General features: G+C 71.9%; 18 protein-coding genes. 10 read left to right on the top strand and 8 right to left on the bottom strand.

Annotation, left to right across the window (positions count from 1 at the left end; genetic code table 11):
- Positions 1-25 precede the first annotated feature (25 nt).
- Complete coding sequence (locus ACIBCT_RS13000; protein ID WP_399187914.1) at positions 26-676, bottom strand: O-methyltransferase; 651 nt, start codon at positions 674-676, stop codon at positions 26-28.
- A 171-nt stretch (positions 677-847) separates the two neighbouring features.
- On the opposite strand from ACIBCT_RS13000, the gene sigE reads away from it, so the two are divergent.
- From sigE to ACIBCT_RS12975, 5 genes are all read left to right on the top strand, one after another.
- The gene (gene sigE, locus ACIBCT_RS12995; protein WP_344902381.1) at positions 848-1,480 is read left to right on the top strand and encodes an RNA polymerase sigma factor SigE; all 633 of its coding nucleotides are present in this window, start codon (positions 848-850) and stop codon (positions 1,478-1,480) included.
- Positions 1,481-1,532: 52 nt separating this feature from the next.
- Positions 1,533-2,066, top strand: coding sequence for an anti-sigma factor family protein (locus ACIBCT_RS12990; RefSeq protein ID WP_399187912.1), 534 nt, complete (start codon positions 1,533-1,535; stop codon positions 2,064-2,066).
- The gene (locus tag ACIBCT_RS12985; RefSeq protein ID WP_399187910.1) at positions 2,063-3,100 is read left to right on the top strand and encodes a sigma-E factor regulatory protein RseB domain-containing protein; all 1,038 of its coding nucleotides are present in this window, start codon (positions 2,063-2,065) and stop codon (positions 3,098-3,100) included. Before ACIBCT_RS12990 ends, ACIBCT_RS12985 begins: the two co-directional genes overlap by 4 nt.
- Before the next feature lie 95 nt (positions 3,101-3,195).
- Positions 3,196-4,875 (top strand): S1C family serine protease, encoded by a 1,680-nt coding sequence (locus ACIBCT_RS12980; RefSeq protein WP_399187907.1) that lies wholly within the window; start codon positions 3,196-3,198, stop codon positions 4,873-4,875.
- Between the two features lie 114 nt (positions 4,876-4,989).
- Positions 4,990-5,343 carry a sec-independent translocase gene (locus ACIBCT_RS12975; RefSeq protein ID WP_344902368.1) on the top strand — a complete coding sequence of 118 codons (354 nt, stop codon included), beginning with the start codon at positions 4,990-4,992 and terminating at the stop codon, positions 5,341-5,343.
- 116 nt (positions 5,344-5,459) lie between these two features.
- Here the strand turns inward: ACIBCT_RS12975 and ACIBCT_RS12970 are convergent, their stop codons facing one another.
- Positions 5,460-6,602, bottom strand: a complete 1,143-nt coding sequence (locus ACIBCT_RS12970) for an Mrp/NBP35 family ATP-binding protein (protein WP_399187905.1) — start codon at positions 6,600-6,602, stop codon at positions 5,460-5,462.
- Positions 6,603-6,865: 263 nt separating this feature from the next.
- On the opposite strand from ACIBCT_RS12970, the gene ACIBCT_RS12965 reads away from it, so the two are divergent.
- From ACIBCT_RS12965 to ACIBCT_RS12955, 3 genes are all read left to right on the top strand, one after another.
- Positions 6,866-7,132, top strand: coding sequence for a hypothetical protein (locus tag ACIBCT_RS12965; RefSeq protein WP_399187903.1), 267 nt, complete (start codon positions 6,866-6,868; stop codon positions 7,130-7,132).
- Positions 7,080-7,481 (top strand): MarR family winged helix-turn-helix transcriptional regulator, encoded by a 402-nt coding sequence (locus tag ACIBCT_RS12960; protein ID WP_399188349.1) that lies wholly within the window; start codon positions 7,080-7,082, stop codon positions 7,479-7,481. Before ACIBCT_RS12965 ends, ACIBCT_RS12960 begins: the two co-directional genes overlap by 53 nt.
- Positions 7,482-7,617: 136 nt before the next feature.
- Complete coding sequence (locus tag ACIBCT_RS12955) at positions 7,618-9,540, top strand: Xaa-Pro dipeptidyl-peptidase (protein ID WP_399187901.1); 1,923 nt, start codon at positions 7,618-7,620, stop codon at positions 9,538-9,540.
- An 85-nt stretch (positions 9,541-9,625) separates the two neighbouring features.
- On the opposite strand, the gene ACIBCT_RS12950 is transcribed toward ACIBCT_RS12955, so the two are convergent.
- Together ACIBCT_RS12950 and ACIBCT_RS12945 are read right to left on the bottom strand one after the other, a co-directional pair.
- Positions 9,626-10,117 (bottom strand): DUF1003 domain-containing protein, encoded by a 492-nt coding sequence (locus ACIBCT_RS12950; protein ID WP_399187899.1) that lies wholly within the window; start codon positions 10,115-10,117, stop codon positions 9,626-9,628.
- Positions 10,110-11,354 carry a magnesium transporter MgtE N-terminal domain-containing protein gene (locus ACIBCT_RS12945; RefSeq protein ID WP_399187897.1) on the bottom strand — a complete coding sequence of 415 codons (1,245 nt, stop codon included), beginning with the start codon at positions 11,352-11,354 and terminating at the stop codon, positions 10,110-10,112. The genes ACIBCT_RS12950 and ACIBCT_RS12945 overlap by 8 nt, the downstream gene beginning before the upstream one ends.
- Before the next feature lie 138 nt (positions 11,355-11,492).
- On the opposite strand from ACIBCT_RS12945, the gene ACIBCT_RS12940 reads away from it, so the two are divergent.
- The gene (locus ACIBCT_RS12940; protein WP_399187894.1) at positions 11,493-12,497 is read left to right on the top strand and encodes an EamA family transporter; all 1,005 of its coding nucleotides are present in this window, start codon (positions 11,493-11,495) and stop codon (positions 12,495-12,497) included.
- 104 nt (positions 12,498-12,601) lie between these two features.
- Here ACIBCT_RS12940 and ACIBCT_RS12935 read toward each other — a convergent pair whose 3' ends face one another.
- Complete coding sequence (locus ACIBCT_RS12935) at positions 12,602-12,970, bottom strand: hypothetical protein (RefSeq protein ID WP_344902352.1); 369 nt, start codon at positions 12,968-12,970, stop codon at positions 12,602-12,604.
- Positions 12,971-13,030: 60 nt separating this feature from the next.
- Positions 13,031-13,606, bottom strand: a complete 576-nt coding sequence (locus ACIBCT_RS12930; protein WP_399187891.1) for a biotin transporter BioY — start codon at positions 13,604-13,606, stop codon at positions 13,031-13,033.
- A 202-nt stretch (positions 13,607-13,808) separates the two neighbouring features.
- On the opposite strand from ACIBCT_RS12930, the gene ACIBCT_RS12925 reads away from it, so the two are divergent.
- Positions 13,809-14,750 (top strand): HpcH/HpaI aldolase/citrate lyase family protein, encoded by a 942-nt coding sequence (locus ACIBCT_RS12925; RefSeq protein ID WP_399187889.1) that lies wholly within the window; start codon positions 13,809-13,811, stop codon positions 14,748-14,750.
- On the opposite strand, the gene ACIBCT_RS12920 is transcribed toward ACIBCT_RS12925, so the two are convergent.
- Together ACIBCT_RS12920 and ACIBCT_RS12915 are read right to left on the bottom strand one after the other, a co-directional pair.
- Complete coding sequence (locus ACIBCT_RS12920; protein WP_344902344.1) at positions 14,740-15,300, bottom strand: DUF6529 family protein; 561 nt, start codon at positions 15,298-15,300, stop codon at positions 14,740-14,742. The genes ACIBCT_RS12925 and ACIBCT_RS12920 overlap by 11 nt on opposite strands.
- On the bottom strand, positions 15,300-15,968 hold the full coding sequence (locus ACIBCT_RS12915) for a hypothetical protein (protein ID WP_399187887.1): 669 nt from the start codon (positions 15,966-15,968) through the stop codon (positions 15,300-15,302). The genes ACIBCT_RS12920 and ACIBCT_RS12915 overlap by 1 nt, the downstream gene beginning before the upstream one ends.
- Positions 15,969-16,004 lie beyond the last annotated feature (36 nt).

The raw sequence follows: 16,004 nt of genomic DNA, 5'->3' as shown, positions 1-16,004 counted from the left end.
ACCGGTCCCGGCCCGGGGCCGGCGGTCAGTCGGCGAGCTTGACGGCCGCCAGGATGCCGTCGCCCAGGGGTATCATCAGCGGGCGGAGCCGCTCGTCGGAGCGGACCAGCTTGCCCAGCTCCCTGATGGCGACGGTGTCCGGGTCGCGCTGCACGGGGTCGGCCACCCGGTTGCCCCACAGGGCGTTGTCGAAGACCACGACGCCGCCGACCCTCAGCAGCCGGATCGACTCGGCCAGGTAGTCGGCGTACTCGTGCATGGCGCCGTCGCAGAAGACCAGGTCGTAGCCGCCGTCGGACAGGCGGGGGAGCACGTCCAGGGCGCGGCCGGTGATCAGGCGGATCCGGCCGCCGGAGAAACCGGCCTGGGCGAAGCTCTGCCTGGCCAGCCGCTGGTGCTCGGGCTCGACGTCCACGCTGGTGAGCGTGCCGTCCGGGCGCATGCCGCGCAGCAGCCACAGGCCGGAGACCCCGCAGCCGGTGCCGATCTCCACGACGGCGCGGGCGTTGACCGCGGTGGCGAGGAAGCAGAGGGCGGCGCCGCCGCCGGGCAGGATCGGGGGAGCCCCCACCTCGGCCCCGCGCAGGCGCGCGGCGCGGAGGATGTCGTCCTCCCGGTGGAACTCGTCGGCATAGGCCAGAGTGGCCTCCAACGGACTGGGCGGCGTCTCTGCCATCGGCCTCTCCTCCCGCTTTCTCCGTACACCGTCATATAGACGCTCGGTCGCAGCCTAAGGGAGGCAGGCCCGATCGGGAACTCATGTGACCCCCGGTGCGTTGCACGGTTTAAGCGGCCTTTGCCGGTCCGGAGGACAGTCGGTGCGCACGGAGGGACGAAACCAGGCACTATGGCGATAGCGGTGGTCCCGGAGAGAGGAGTGCTGGTGGACGAGCCCGACCACCAGTCAGGAGCTCCCGTGTCTGATTGGACGCCTCCCACGTGGGAGGAAGTGGTCCGGACGCACTCGGCGCGGGTGTACCGGCTGGCCTATCGGCTGACCGGCAACGTGCACGACGCCGAGGACCTCACGCAGGAGGTCTTCGTCCGGGTCTTCAGGTCGTTGTCGAACTACACGCCGGGCACGTTCGAGGGCTGGTTGCACCGCATCACCACGAACCTGTTCCTGGACATGGCGCGGCGCAAGCAGCGCATCAGGTTCGAGGGGTTCGCCGACGACGCCGCGGAGCGGCTGCGCGGCCGCGAGCCCTCCCCGGCGCAGGTGTACGACGACGCCCACATGGAGCCCGACATCCAGGCGGCGCTCGACGCGCTCGCGCCCGAGTTCCGCGCGGCCGTCGTGCTGTGCGACATCGAGGGCCTGTCGTACGAGGAGATCGCCGCGACGCTCGGCGTGAAGCTCGGCACGGTCCGCAGCCGGATCCACCGCGGGCGCGCGCAGCTGCGCGACGCGCTGGAGCACCGCGCGCCGCGGAACGACCAACTCCCCCCGAGCGTTACTCACGGGGAGGAGTTCGCATGAGAAACCACAGTCATGACGAATGTCACGACGAGCCTCTTGGCAAGGAGTGCGCATGAGTCATCTCGGAGAGCGTGTATCAGCACTGGTCGACGGTGAGCTCAATCACCATGAGCGCGACCGTGCCCTGTCGCACCTGACCTTCTGCGCCCCGTGCCGGGCCGAGGTCGACGCCGTGCGGGCGCTGAAGAGCCGGCTGCGGTCCCTCGACGGGCCCGCGATGCCGACCGACCTGACGATGTCCCTGCTGCGGATGGCCGAGCCGGGTGGGCCGCTGCCCCCGCGCGAGCGTCCCTTTCCGCCTCCGCGCACCTTCGCGGGGGCGCCCATCCCGAGCATGCACAGCGTCGCTCCCCCCGACAACCGGCCCCGTGGCCGCGCCGGGGGCCGTCCCCGCCGCGCCCGGCGAGCCGGGTACGTCGCGGTGGGCGTCGCCTCGGCGGCCGTGGCGATCGGGACGCTGTTCGTGGTAGGCGGCACCGACCCCAACCCGCGCGTGGTGCCGCCGGTCGACATGTTCGCCAACCAGCACAGGAACACCGCGCCCTACGGCGGGTCGGCGACGCCGACCTACTCGCCCACTCCGTGATCCGGCTGCCCGTCACCCTGCTCCTGGCGGCCTTGATGCTGCTGGGGCTGGTGACGGGTGGTCCGGCGCACGCCGTCCGCTCCTCCCAGACCGGTCCGCCGGACGACGCGGAGAGCGAGGACACCGGCCTGGCCCTGCTGCGCGACGCCGCGATCGCCGGTCGCACCCGGGGATACTCCGGCACCCGGTACGTGACCGTCTGGGGCGCCTCGGGCTCCGCCTCGGTGGTGCAGGAGGTGCACAACGCCCCCGGGGTGGGGCTGACGGTACGCGCCGAGCCCTCGGGCCTCACGCAGAGCGCCGATCCCGGCACCCTCGCCGGAGGCATGTCCAGCCCGTCCGAGACGATGCTGGAGGTGCTGGCCCGCAACTACCGGGTGGTGGACGCGGGCGAGGGCCGGGCCTGCGGGCGCCCCGCCCGCCTGGTGCACGTGCTGCGCTCCGACGGCACCGTCGCGGCCCGCTACTGGCTCGACCGCGCCGCCGGGCCGGTGCTGCGCCGGGACCTGCTGGACGCGCGGGGCCGGATCGTGCACACCGCCGCCTTCGTCGACCTGACCGTGCGACCGGCCACCCCGGCACGGCGCACGGTGCCCGCGATGCCCGCGGGCGGCCTCGACCTGGCGGAGATCCCCCGCCTGCGGGCCGCCGGCTGGCACTTCCCCACCGCCCTGCCGGGCCGCCTGGAGCTGTTCGCCGCGCACCGCGCCGCCGCCGGTCACGTGTATCTCGGGTACTCCGACGGCCTGTCGGTCGTGTCGGTTTTCATCCAGCCTGGGATGCTTGATGAGGAACGTCTCCGTGATTGGCATGCCGAGCGGCGTAACGGGCATACGATCTGGGTTCGAGACCCGGCGGGGCAGGAGACGATCTGGGCGAGTGGGGGTCATGTCTACACCGTCTTTGCGGACGCGCCGGCCGACATGGCCGACGCAGCCGTCGCGGCTTTGCCGCACGAGCCCGTCCCCGATCTCTGGGCGAGGCTCGGCCGCGGTGCCGCACGCGTGCTCTCCTGGGTCAATCCCTTCGAATGACGCGTGCTTTACACATCTCGTATGCCGCTCGGGGGAAGATTGCCGGGTCGACTCGGTGAGCGGCCGCCTGCGAGGCAAGGAGTGGTGAGTATCCGATGACCGACGAGGCCCGTACCCACGAGGCGCACGATGCTGAGGGGCGTACGCCGTCGGAATTCGCCGACGGCGGACACGGCGTCGAGCAGTCCCGCCGCGCCGGCCCCTCCGGCCCCGAGTTCTCCCGCCCGGAGTTCCTGCCCGCCGGGGAGACCGCCCCCGCCGGCACGGAGCGTCCCCGCGACGACGTCTGGAACCGGTCCGACGACCCCTACGGCCACGGCACGTGGGACCGTGAGCGGCACGGGCAGCCCGAGCTGCTCCGCCACGACGCCTCCACGGCACCGGGCGAGGGCGACCCGGCCTCCTCCGACCCCGGCCGGCGGCCCGTCCAGGGGTTCGCCCAGGGGCCCGGCCCCGCCCACGGCTCCTCACCGGCCGGGGAGGGCTGGGGCGACCCCTCCGGCAGGACGCGGCAGGAGACGGCGGTCTTCGGCCCGCCGATCGGCCCGCCCCCGCCCGCCCAGGCCGCGGGCATGGGTCCCGGCTGGGCGCCGCCCCCCGGAGGTCCCGGCCTGCCCGCGGGCTTCGGCGGCACGGCGCCCGCGGCGGCCCGGCGCGGACCCCGTACCCCCACGCTGGTCATCCTCGCCGTGGTGATCGCGTTGCTGGCCTCGCTGCTGGGCAGCGTCGGCACCTACCTGCTCACCCGGCCGACGGACTCGGGCCGCGACCCCTCCTTCAGCCTGGACAAGGCCCCCTCGGGCTCCAACGTCCGCCCTCCCGACTCGGTCGCGGGCGTGGCGTCGAAGGTCCTGCCCAGCGTGGTCTCGCTGGCCGTCGAGGGCGGGGCGAGCTCCAGCACCGGATCGGGCTTCCTGATCAAGGGCGGGTACGTGGTGACCAACAACCACGTGGTCGCCGCGGCGGCCCCGAACGGCCAGATCCAGATCCAGTTCAACAACCGCAGGTCCACCTCCGCCGTCATCGTCGGCCGTGACCCCGAGTCCGACCTGGCCGTGGTCAAGCCGAACGAGACCTTCGGCGCGCCGGAGATCACCCTCGGCAACTCCGACAACGTGGTCGTGGGCGACCCGGTCATCGCCATCGGCTCCCCGCTGGGCCTGACCGGCACGGTCACCTCCGGCATCGTCAGCTCGCTCAACCGTCCCGTCCAGGCGGGCGAGGAGAACAGCTCCGACACCACCTGGCTCAGCGCCGTCCAGACCGACGCGGCCATCAACCCCGGCAACTCGGGCGGGCCGCTGGTCAACACCAACGGCGAGGTCATCGGCGTCAACTCGGCGATCGCCACGCTGGGCAGGTCGGTCGGGGGCCAGAGCGGCAGCATCGGCCTGGGGTTCGCCATCCCGGTGAACCACGCCCGCCGGGTCGCCCAGGAGCTGATCACCACCGGCAAGGCCAGGAAGTCGCGGATCGGCGTCGCCATCGACCCGAGCTACCAGGGCGTCGGGGTGCGGATCGCCACCGAGGTCACGCGGGGCACCCAGCCGATCGAGCCGAACGGCCCGGCCGCCCAGGCCGGTCTCAAGCCCGGCGACGTCATCCTGGAGGTCGAGGGCGTCGTCCTGCAGGACGGCAACGAGCTGATCGCGATGATCCGCAACAGGGCGCCCGGCGAGAAGCTGACGGTCAAGTACCAGCGGGGCGGTCAGGAGAAGACCGCGACCGTGACCGTCGGCGCGGCGCCGGACCAGCCGACGCCCGAGCCCTCCTGAGCCCTCGTCGCCCCCCGGCCGCGGGCGCGTGCCCCTGGCCGGGGTATTAGTGTGGGACCTCTCCGGCGTGCCGCCGGAGAGGTGCTCATGGCATCGTCCCGGTAGGAGATCACCGTGTTCGGACTCGGCTGGCCTGAGATCGTGGCGCTGGTGGTCATCGCGCTTCTCGTCTTCGGGCCGGAGAAACTGCCCCAGGCCGCCTCACAGGCGGCCAGGACGCTGCGCAACCTGCGCCGGATGGCGAACAACGCCAGGGACGACCTGCGGACCGGCCTGGGGCCGGAGTTCGCCGACTTCGACCCGGCCGACCTCAATCCCAAGAACTTCGTCCGCAAGCACCTGACCGCGGACCTGGAGGACGACTGGAAGAGCACGACGGCGACGGCCACGGCCGAACCCGCCACGTCCTACCCGGCCGGTGAGCTGGGCTACGGGGAGATCCCCCCGTACGACTCCGAGGCCACCTAGACCGGCCGGGCCACCCAGGCTCCCGGGCCTTCGGGTCGCCGAGGCCGGTGGCCCCGGTGCGCGGCCGGGCCGCTGGACCACCGGGGCGGGACGCCGTTCCGCCGACCGCGGCGCGGTCAGCCGCGCCGGGTCGGCGAGATGCCGAGCTGCATGCCCCTGAGGCTTCCCGACTTCTTGCCGAGGGCGGCGGCGATGCGGCCCAGCTCGGCCGCGGCCGGGGCGTCCGGGTCGGTCAGCACCAGCGGCTTGCCCTCGTCGCCGCCCTCGCGCAGGCGCATGTCGATCGGCACCTGGCCGAGCAGCGGGACGCGGGCGCCGAGGGTACGGGTGAGCGCGTCGGCCACGGTCTGGCCGCCGCCCTCGCCGAAGACCGAGATCCGCTCGTCGCAGTGCGGGCAGGGCAGCCACGACATGTTCTCGATGACGCCGGCGATCTGCTGGTGGGTCTGGACGGCGATGGATCCGGCCCGCTCGGCGACCTCGGCGGCGGCCTGCTGCGGGGTGGTCACCACCAGGAGCTCCGCGGACGGCATCCGCTGCGCGACGGAGATGGCGATGTCACCGGTGCCCGGGGGCAGGTCCATCAGCAGCACGTCGAGGTCGCCCCAGTAGACGTCCGCGAGGAACTGGTGCAGGGCGCGGTCGAGCATCGGGCCGCGCCAGACGACCGGGGTGTTGCCCTCGGGCTTGAACATCCCGACCGAGATGACCTTGATGTCATGCGCCACCGGCGGCATGATCATGTCCTCGACCTTGGTGGGTCGCTCGGAGACCCCGAGCATGCGGGGGATGCTGTGGCCGTAGATGTCGGCGTCGACCACGCCGACCTTGAGGCCGCTCGCGGCCATCGCCGCGGCCAGGTTGACGGTGACCGAGGACTTGCCGACGCCGCCCTTGCCCGAGGCGACCGCGAAGACGCGGGTCAGCGAGCCGGGCTGGGCGAAGGGGATCTCCTTCTCGGGTCCCTTGCCGCCGCGCAGCTTGGTCTGCAGCGTCTTGCGCTGCTCGGGGCTCATGACGTCCATCTCGACCGAGACGCCGGTCACTCCGCCGACCTTGGAGACGGCGCCGGTGACGTCCCGGGTGATGGTGTCCTTCATGGGACAGCCCGACACGGTCAGGAAGATCGCGACACGTACCGCTCCCTCGGGGGAGATGTCGACGCTCTTGACCATGTCGAGTTCGGTGATCGGCCGACGGATCTCAGGATCGTTGACGGTCGCCAGGGCGGCCATCACCAGTTCCGGGGTAGGTGCCATCGAAGTGTCGGCAATACACCGCCACCTTGAGGCGACGGGGATGCCGTCCCTCCTTGTCTGTTATCGAAGAGGCGTGCGGCGGGCGGGACCGCCCGACGCGGTGCCGTCATGGCGTGCGAGAGGCTGATCCGGTCGGAAAAGGCCGACGTTGTGGATCCATGGTAAGAACCCGGGAACGGCGGAGGTAATTCCGGTTCCGACGACGGTCTCCGGATCCGGACAATTCACGTGTAGATGCGCGTGCAACGTTCTAAGGTTACTCCGTGACCCTGACGGCGGGCGAGCCCGGAGAGAGTGTCGGCTCACAGGGGCTTGCGGTCTGGCGCATGCTCCAGCAGGCCCAGGTCCGCATCACCCGCGGCCTGGAGGCCGACCTGCTCGTCGGGCACGACCTGGCCCTGGCCTCCTACGACGTGCTCCTGCGGCTCTCCGAGGCGTCCGAGCGGCGGCTGAGGATTGAACGACCTGGCCGAGCGGGTGCTGCTCTCGCGCAGCGGCCTGACCCGTCTCGTCGACCGTCTCCAGCGTGACGGGCTGGTCGAGCGCGAGGCCTGCGCCAGCGACGCGCGAGGACTGTTCGCGGTCCTCACCGACGCGGGCGAGGCCCGGCTGGCCGAGGCCGGTCCCACCTACCTGCGCGGGTCCGCGCCCAGTTCCTCGACCTGCTCGACCCCGGTGAGCTGCGACAGTGCGAGGCCGTGCCGGCCAAGCTCCTCTCCGCCGCCCGCGCCCCGGAGGCCGGCCCCGTCGAGGGCGGCCTTACCCCGCAGCCCGGCCCGTGTCGTCCCCGGATCCGGCCCCGGTGCGGATCCACGCCCTGGGGGCCCCGCGTACCCCCGGATGTTCTTTTCCGGTATTCACCGGCCCTCCGCCCTGTGACGTCCGGCGGTCAAAGGAGGCGGGGGCAGTGTCACATGCCAGACCCAGGGTGATGTCAAAGGTATAAAGAGATCTTCCGAATATATGGACATTCATGGAGATTGCGGGTGTTTCCCCAATTTCCTGGAGGCTCCGCTTGCGGAAGTCACGAGCAGCCCTCATCGCCTTCGCCGTGCTGGCGGCGGGCGTCACCCCCCCGGCCCACGCGGCCGCACGGCCCTCGATCACCGTCGAACAGGGGAGGACCCAGCCGGTCTTCTCCTACGCCGACGCCGTCCGCGAGCACGTCTACGTCGAGTCGAGCCTCGACAGCGACGCCGACGGCCGTCTCGACCGGGTCCGCGTCGACATCATCAGGCCGCGGGAGTCCGGCCCCGGCCTCCGGGTCCCGGTGATCATCGACGAGAGCCCGTACTACGACAACTCGGGCCGGGGCAACGAGTCCGAGCGGAAGGTCTACGACGACGCGGGGAACGTGACGAAGTTCCCGCTGTACTACGACAACTACTTCGTGCCGCGCGGCTACGCGGTCCTGCACGTCGACATGATCGGCACCACCCGGTCCGACGGCTGCCCCGACGTCGGGGGACGGGCCGACGTGATGGGCGGCAAGGCCGTCATCGACTGGCTGAACGGCCGCGCCACCGCCTACCGCGCCGACGGCACGCCCGCGGCCGCGGACTGGACCACCGGCAAGGCCGGGATGATCGGCAAGTCCTACGACGGCACGCTGGCCAACGCGGTGGCCGCGACCGGCGTGCAGGGGCTGGAGACGATCGTGCCGATCTCGGCGATCAGCTCCTGGTACCGGTACCAGCGCTCCAACGGGGTGGTCTACAACTACGACTACATGTCGTGGCTGGGGAACTACGTGGACACCGACCCTCCGGCCAAGTGCGCCGCCACCTGGTCGCGGCTGGACGCCGAGGACGGTGACGACACCGGGAACCACAACCCCTTCTGGGCCGAGCGCGACTACATCGCCGGTTCGATGGCCGACGTCTCCAAGGTGCGCGCCAGCGTCTTCGCGGTGCACACGGTCAACGACCTCAACGTCAAGCCCGACAACTTCTCCAAGTGGTGGAAGGCGCTGGGCGACCGGAACGTCCCCCGCAAGATCTGGGTCGGGCAGTACCAGCACGTGGACCCCTTCGACTTCGAGGGACGCCGTGACGCCTGGGTCGACACGCTGCACCGCTGGTTCGACCGCTGGCTGCACGGCGTGGACAACGGCATCATGCGCGAGCCCCGCGCCGACGTGCAGACCAGCCTCGACCGCTGGATCACCCAGCGCGACTGGCCCGCGCCGCTCTCGGTGAAGATCCCCTTCCGCCCGGCCGCGAACGGCTCCTTCGGCCTGGTCCCGGCCCGGAAGGGCCAGACCGCCGCCTTCGCCGACCTGCGCCTGTCCGAGGACGAGATGGTGGCCGACGTCGGCACGGCCAAGCCGGGCAGGGTGGCCTTCACCACCGGCGCGCTCCCGCTGGACCTGCGCATGTCCGGCACCCCCGTGGTGGACCTGCGCGTCGCCCTGGACGCGCCCACCGCGAACCTGACCGCGCTGCTCGTCGACTTCGGCGAGGACAGCCGCATCGACTGGAGGCGCGGCCAGGGCATCAGCACGGTCACCGAGGAGAGCTGCCACGGCGAGAGCACCGCCGCCGACGACGCCTGCTACCGCAAGGTCGTCACCAACCGGGCCACCCGGCCGCTGGAGATCGTCGCCCGCGGCTGGATCGACGCGCAGAACCGCGGCTCGCTCAGCGACCCCTCGCCGATGACCCCGGGCGCCTACGCCAGGATCGCCTGGGAGACCCTGCCGCAGGAGTACGTCTTCAGGAAGGGACACCGGCTCGCCCTGGTGATCGCCGGAACCGACGCCACCTACAGCGACGAGGCCGCCACCGGCGCGAACGTCACGGTGGACCTGGCCGCCAGCAAGGTGCTGGTCCCGCTGACGCTCAGCACCCTGAGCGCCCGCGACGTGCCCTCCGACGCCGCCCGCTGGCGCGGCCCGGCACTGGTCGACCTGCCGGAGCCGGAGAACCTCTTCTACTGATCGATCCCTGCCGACCGATGACCGCCCGGGGCCCACAGGGGTCCCGGGCGGTACGGGTCGAGGCCGGAGGGCCCGCGGGCCCGGCTCACCTCTCCGCGGGCGCCTGCGGCTCCTGGAGGTCCTCCTGAAGGTCCTCCTGGAGCCGTTGCAGCTCCGAGCGGATGTAGTCGCGGGTGGCCACCTCGCCGAGCGCCATCCGCAGGGCGGCGATCTCCCGGGTGAGGTACTCCAGGTCGGCCTGGTTGCGCTCGGCGGCCCTGCGGTCGTGCTCGTTCTGGACCCGGTCCCGGTCGTCCTGCCGGTTCTGGGCGAGCAGGATCAGCGGCGCCGCGTACGAGGCCTGCAGCGACAGGATCAGCGTCAGGAAGATGAACGGGTAGGGGTCGAACCGCACCGAGGCCGGGGCGAAGACATTCCACAGCACCCACAGGGCGACGAACCCCGTCATGTACACCAGGAACCTGGCGGTGCCCAGGAACCGGGCGATCTTCTCCGACAGCCGCCCGAACGCCTCGGGGTCGTAGTGGGGGCGCAGCCGCAGGCCGGGCTGCCTGGGCTGGTCGAGGCGGTCAGGCATTCTCGTCCCTCTCCGGCCGGTCGTCCCGCTCGCGCCAGTCGGCCGGCAGCAGGTGGTCGAGCACGTCGTCCACGGTGACGGCGCCGACCAGGCGGCCGGCCTCGTTCACCACGGGTACCGCCACCAGGTTGTAGGTGGCCAGGTAGAAGGTGACCTGGTTCAGGGTGTAGGAGGGCCTGATCGGGTCCAGGGAGGTGTCCAGGATGCTGCCGAGCAGCGTGGACGGGGGCTCGCGCAGCAGCCGCTGGAAGTGCGCCAGGCCGAGGAAGCGGCCGGTGGGCGTCTCGACCGGCGGCCGGGCCACGTAGATCTGCGCGGCCACCGCCGGGGTGAGGTCGGTCTGGCGGATGTGGGCCAGCGCCTCGGCGACCGTCGCGTTCGGCGGCAGCACCACCGGCTCGCTCGTCATGATCCCGCCCGCGGTGTTCTCCGGGTAGACCAACAGCCGCCTGACCGGCGCGGCCTCCTCGGGCTCCATCAGCGCCATCAGCGCCTCGGCCTGCTCGATCGGGAGGTCCTGCAGCAGGTCGGCCGCGTCGTCGGGGTCCATCTCCTCCAGCACGTGCGCGGCCCGCTCCGGGGCGAGCCTGCTCAGGATGCCGATCTGGTCGCGTTCGGGGAGCTCCTCCAGCACGTCGGCGAGCCGTACGTCGTCCAGGGCCGCGGCCACCTCGGTGCGGCGCTTGTCGGGCAGCTCGTGCAGGGCCCCGGCCAGGTCGGCGGCGCGCATCGACTCGAACGCGACCAGCAGGTTGGCCGCGCCCTGGTCCTGCTGGACCGCGCCGAAGCCGCGGACCTCGGCCCAGTCGACGATCCTGGTCTCGCCGCGCCGGCGCAGCCCGATGCCGGGCGGGCTGCCCAGCACGGCCACCTTGGTGATCAGCCACTCGGCGCGCCGGGTCTCCTCCATGGCCAGGTCCAGGACCGTCGCCCGGCTGCCGTCCACCTCGACCCTCAGGTCGAGCAGCTCGGCGATGGCCAGGGTCTCGGTCGCCCGCTGCTCGAACCTGCGCATGTTGAGCGTGCCGCTGAAGACGACCGCCCCGGCCTTGGCCGAACGCACCCGGGTGATCGGCAGGAAGACCCGCCGCCGGGGCTGTACCTCGACGACCAGGCCGTGCACGTGCGGTGGCGTGCTGCCGGCGATGGCCACCACCACGTCACGCACCCGGCCGATCTGGTCCCCGGCGGGGTCGAAGACCGGGGTGCCGGCGAGCCGCGCGATGAAGATCCTCACATCCGAAGCGTAGGCGGCCCCCGGAGAGAGCTCGTGGTCGGCACGCTCCCGGCGCGTTCACCGAATCCGGGTTGCAGCCCGCTCACCAGCATGACAGCATCAAAACGGCTCGACGGTAATTACAGAAAACGGTGGCCCATGAGACGTGCCGGAGTGCTGATCGCGCTCTCCTCCTCGCTGTGCTTCGCCTTCTCCGGCCCCATGGCCAAGTACCTGGGCGCGGCCGGGCTGGTCCCGCTGGAGGCGGCGTGGATCCGGATGGCGGGCGCCGGCCTGCTGCTCGCAGGCATCCTCGCCGTCGCCCGGCCCGCGGCCCTGCGCATCCCGCGCTCGCGGCTGCCGTTCTTCGCGGCGTACGCGGTGATCGCGGTCGCCGGGGTGCAGGCGCTCTTCTTCGCGGCGATCACCCGTCTCCCGGTCGGCGTCACCCTGCTGATCGAGTTCACCTCCCCGGTGCTGGTGGTCCTGTGGGTGCGGTTCGTCCGCAGGGCCCGCCCGCCGCGGACGGCCTACGTCGGCGCGGTCGTCGCCGTGCTCGGTCTCGGCGTGGTGGTGGAGATCTGGTCCGGTCTCACCCTCGACCCGCTCGGCCTGCTCCTCGCGGTGAGCGCGGCGGCCTGCTGCACCGGGTACTTCCTGCTCAGCGAGAGCTCCGGCGCCGACATCGACCCGCTCGGCCTGGTCGCCTGGGGCCTGCTGGGCGCCGCCGTGGTGCTCACGCCGATCTCCCGGCCGTGGGACATCCCCTGGGGGGTGCTCGGCGGTACGGCCACCCCGGTCCCGGGTCACACCCTTCCCGCGGTCGTGGCGCTGGTCTGCCTGATCGTGGTCGCCACGGTGATCGCCTACATCCTCGGCGTCCTGGCGGTGCGCCGCCTGTCGGCCGCGATCGGCTCCACGGTCGCCTCACTGGAGGTCATCGCCGGGGCCGTGGCCGCCTGGATCCTGCTCGGTGAGGCGCTCGGCCCCTTCCAGATGGCGGGCGGCGCGATCGTGCTGGTCGGCGCCTACCTGGCGCAGCGGGCCACCGCGGCTCCCGTACCGGCACCGGACGCGGCCGTCGTGCCCCGGGGCCTCCCGGTGCCGGACACGGCTCCCGAGCCCCGGGCTCCGCGCCCCCGGTACTCGTCCCCGACCCCGTAGGGCGCCCCCGCGCCACGCGGTGGTCAGGAGACCGGCCCGGCGTCGGGGGACCGGCTCGCATGGCCCCGGTGGCGTCAGGGGACCGGCTCGCGGGGCACCGCCGGTCAGGAGGGGACCGGTTCGCGCGGCACCAGGCGGATCACCCGGGAACCGGCGGCCCAGCGCTCCACCAGCCGCCCGGCGTCGGGGGCGTTGAGCCGCTCCTTGGCCAGCGCGGCCACCGCACCGGGCGCCTCGGCCTGGTCGACCACCTCCACCAGGGCGTCGAAGGCCACCAGGCGCCCGCCGTTGTCCTTGCTGCGCAGCGTCACCCGGACCTCGCCGGCCTCGGCCAGCCCCGGCAGCGACTGCTCGCCCCCGCCGGTGACCAGGTAGATCGCGTCGTCGTGCCAGGTGTGCCAGGCCAGCCGGGGCCGGTCCAGCGACAGCCACAGAACGCTCGACTTCTTCGCGCCCTCCTCGATCACGCCCATGAGACGAATGTACGGCCTGTGCCGCCCATGGCGAGGGCACAGGCCGTACGCGCCGCGAGGTCAGTGCCGCGCGAGCCTCCAGGCCGCGGGGAGCAGCCCGGCCGCGACGGCGATCTTCAGGGCGTCACCGAGCAGGAAGGGCAGCACTCCCAGGGCCAGGCCCTTGACGAGGTCCACCTGGGCGACCGCGATCAGGACCGGCAGGCCGAAGGCGTAGATGACGAGGTTGCCCAGGACCATCGTGCCGACCGTACGCGCGACGGTGCGGTCCCCGCCGCGCTCGGCGAGCCTGCCGACCACGGCCGCGGCGGCGATGAAGCCGATCACGTACCCGAAGGACGCCCCGCCGAAGCCGGAGGCGCCGTCGGCGAACCACGGCACGCCCGCGACGCCGGCCATCAGGTAGAGCAGCATGCTCAGCACGGCGCGGTTCATGCCCAGGGCGGCGCCGACGAGAACGACCGCGAAGGTCTGGCCACTGACCGGGACGGGCGAACCGGGCAGCGGAAAGCTGAGCTGCGCGGCCAGGCCCGTCAGGGCCGCGCCTCCCACCACCAGTGCGGCGTCGCGGACGCGGGAGCCCGGGATGAGATCGGACAGGACGGCGGGCCTGGCCATCGAAGAAGCGTTTGCCATCGTGCGTGTCTCCCTTAGCCGATTCTTGATGCCATTCTCCTGACACCTCCGGTAAGGGTCCTACGAGACCCCCACCAAGAACAGACCGGGGTCTTTGTACGAACGCCATAGCCCCACCCCGGGACGCGCCCCACGACGAACCACCTCTCGGGGACCCCCTCATGAAGACCACGCCATGAAACAGCCGCCATAAGCTCTACTCATGCGTTCCCGACGTTCCTGTCTCGCGGTCCCCGGTAGTAACCCCCGCTTCCTGGAGAAGGCCCAGGGCCTTCCCGCCGACGAGGTCTTCCTCGACCTGGAGGACTCGGTCGCGCCGTCGGCCAAGGAGGGGGCGCGCAAGAACGTCGTGGCGGCCCTGCGGGAGGGCGACTGGTCGGGCAGGACGAGGGTGGTCCGGGTCAACGACCTGGGCACCCGGTGGACCTACCGCGACGTCATCGAGGTCGTGGAGGGCGCGGGGGAGTTCGTCGACTGCCTGATGCTGCCCAAGGTGGAGGACGCCGCCCAGGTGATGTGGCTGGACACGCTGCTCACCCAGATCGAGAAGGCCAACGGCCTGCCGGTGGGCCGGATCGGCATCGAGGCCCAGATCGAGAACGCCAGGGGCCTGGTCAACGTGGACGCCATCGGCGGCGCGTCCCCGCGCCTGGAGACGCTGGTCTTCGGCCCGGCCGACTTCATGGCCTCGATCAACATGCGGACCCTGGTGGTCGGCGAGCAGCCGCCCGGCTACACCGAGGGCGACGCCTACCACTACGTCCTGATGCGCATCCTGATGGCCGCCCGCATGCACGACCTCCAGGCCATCGACGGCCCCTACCTGGCGATCAAGGACCTGGACGGCTTCCGCCGGGTGGCCGGCCGGGCCGCCGCGCTCGGCTTCGACGGCAAGTGGGTGCTCCACCCCTCCCAGATCGAGGCCGCGAACGAGGTGTTCTCACCCACGCAGCAGGACTACGACCACGCCGAGCTGATCCTCGACGCGTACGAGTACCACACGACGGTCGAGATGCGCGGCGCGGTCATGCTCGGCGACGAGATGATCGACGAGGCGTCCCGGAAGATGGCGCTGGTGGTGGCCGCGAAGGGCAGGGCCGCCGGTCTGGAGCGGACCACCGCCTTCACGCCGCCTACAGCTTGACCCCGATGGTGGTGAAGAACCAGAACGAGGAGGTCAGCCAGAGCCCGGTCAGGGCGACGAAGGTCAGCCCGCCCAGCACCGGGAGGGTCCAGCCGGGCAGCCCCCGCTTGGGCAGGGAGAGCATCTTCGCGGTGAAGACGCCGTAGAAGAAGCAGCCGAGCAGCGAGTGGATCATCACCCGCGGCACGTCGAACTGGCTGCCCAGCGCGTACAGGCAGTGCACTGCCACCGGGATCGTCAGCACGAACGCCAGCCGTCCCGACCAGCGGTGCAGGGTCCCGATCCACGGTACGTCCAGTTTGATCCGGCCCCACATGACCAGGGCCGAGAACAGCTGGACCAGCGCGAGCAGGAACGCGCCGGTGGTGAGCCAGGACTTCATGGCCAGCGCACCGGAGAAGCCCGCCACGCCGATCGCGTACCCGGTGGGCGCGTGCAGGCGTCCGTAGACGCCCAGGCCGACCGCGACCAGCCCGCCCACGACGAGCGGGACCAGGAGCGGGGTGAGGTTCTGACGCTGCGGGACCGGTGTGATCTGTGTGTCACTCATCAGAAGCCCTCGATGAACTCGTCGACGTCCTGGGGGTCGACCTCGACACCGTCGACGACGGCGTTCTGGCCCGGCTCGGGTATCGCCACGTCGGCGACCTCGTCGTTCACCACGGTCAGGCCGACGCGGGTGCCGTCGTCCAGGTAGATCCACCCGGCGCGGACGTTCGCGCCGCGGACGACCGCGGTGGCCCGGTAGAGGCCGGAGGGCTTCTTCACGACCGGGGCGTTGAAGGTCCACTTCCTGCCGTTGAACGCAAGGGTCCCGGCGGCCTTGCCGCCGCCGAGCTTCGCGGTGATCGAGGCGTCGTTCCGGCCGGACAGGGTGACCTTGCCGTCGGCGGCCTTGCCCTTGAGCCAGGCCTCGATCCTGCCGTCGCAGAAGTACGCGACGGCCTTGCCGTTCCGGATGGAGATGGCGATCAGCCCGCCGTTGCCGGTGACCCGCCCGGCGTAGTCGGCCTTGACGGGGGTGGGCTTGACGGTCTTGGCGGCATCGGGGGTGGCCGTGGGCGTGGCCTCGGAGGTGGCCTCGATCACCGCCGCGGCCGTGTCGCCCTGAGCTGCGGCGTTCTGGGCGGTGGGTGTGGTGGTGGCGCTGATCGTGCCGAGGGCGACGGCCATCGCCGCTCCGGCGGCCAGTGTGTATACGGGCCCCAGCCGTTTCATGTCTGCTCCCTGGGGTGGTGGGTTTCAGGCTCAGGT

Origin of the sequence: Streptosporangium sp. NPDC050855, assembly GCF_044456585.1 — a bacterium.
Lineage (GTDB): Bacteria > Actinomycetota > Actinomycetes > Streptosporangiales > Streptosporangiaceae > Streptosporangium > Streptosporangium longisporum.
The sequence above is the reverse complement of the archived record's forward strand: the minus strand, read 5'-3'. Positions and strand labels throughout refer to the sequence as shown.

Excerpts from the sequence above, each read along its gene's own strand:
- ACIBCT_RS13000 (WP_399187914.1), bottom strand. The coding sequence starts at position 676 with ATGGCAGAGACGCCGCCCAGTCCGTTGGAGGCCACTCTGGCCTATGCC.
- sigE (WP_344902381.1), top strand. The coding sequence starts at position 848 with ATGGCGATAGCGGTGGTCCCGGAGAGAGGAGTGCTGGTGGACGAGCCC.
- ACIBCT_RS12990 (WP_399187912.1), top strand. The coding sequence starts at position 1,533 with ATGAGTCATCTCGGAGAGCGTGTATCAGCACTGGTCGACGGTGAGCTC.
- ACIBCT_RS12980 (WP_399187907.1), top strand. The coding sequence starts at position 3,196 with ATGACCGACGAGGCCCGTACCCACGAGGCGCACGATGCTGAGGGGCGT.
- ACIBCT_RS12970 (WP_399187905.1), bottom strand. The coding sequence starts at position 6,602 with ATGGCACCTACCCCGGAACTGGTGATGGCCGCCCTGGCGACCGTCAAC.
- ACIBCT_RS12950 (WP_399187899.1), bottom strand. The coding sequence starts at position 10,117 with ATGCCTGACCGCCTCGACCAGCCCAGGCAGCCCGGCCTGCGGCTGCGC.
- ACIBCT_RS12940 (WP_399187894.1), top strand. The coding sequence starts at position 11,493 with ATGAGACGTGCCGGAGTGCTGATCGCGCTCTCCTCCTCGCTGTGCTTC.
- ACIBCT_RS12935 (WP_344902352.1), bottom strand. The coding sequence starts at position 12,970 with ATGGGCGTGATCGAGGAGGGCGCGAAGAAGTCGAGCGTTCTGTGGCTG.
- ACIBCT_RS12930 (WP_399187891.1), bottom strand. The coding sequence starts at position 13,606 with ATGGCAAACGCTTCTTCGATGGCCAGGCCCGCCGTCCTGTCCGATCTC.
- ACIBCT_RS12925 (WP_399187889.1), top strand. The coding sequence starts at position 13,809 with ATGCGTTCCCGACGTTCCTGTCTCGCGGTCCCCGGTAGTAACCCCCGC.
- ACIBCT_RS12920 (WP_344902344.1), bottom strand. The coding sequence starts at position 15,300 with ATGAGTGACACACAGATCACACCGGTCCCGCAGCGTCAGAACCTCACC.
- ACIBCT_RS12915 (WP_399187887.1), bottom strand. The coding sequence starts at position 15,968 with ATGAAACGGCTGGGGCCCGTATACACACTGGCCGCCGGAGCGGCGATG.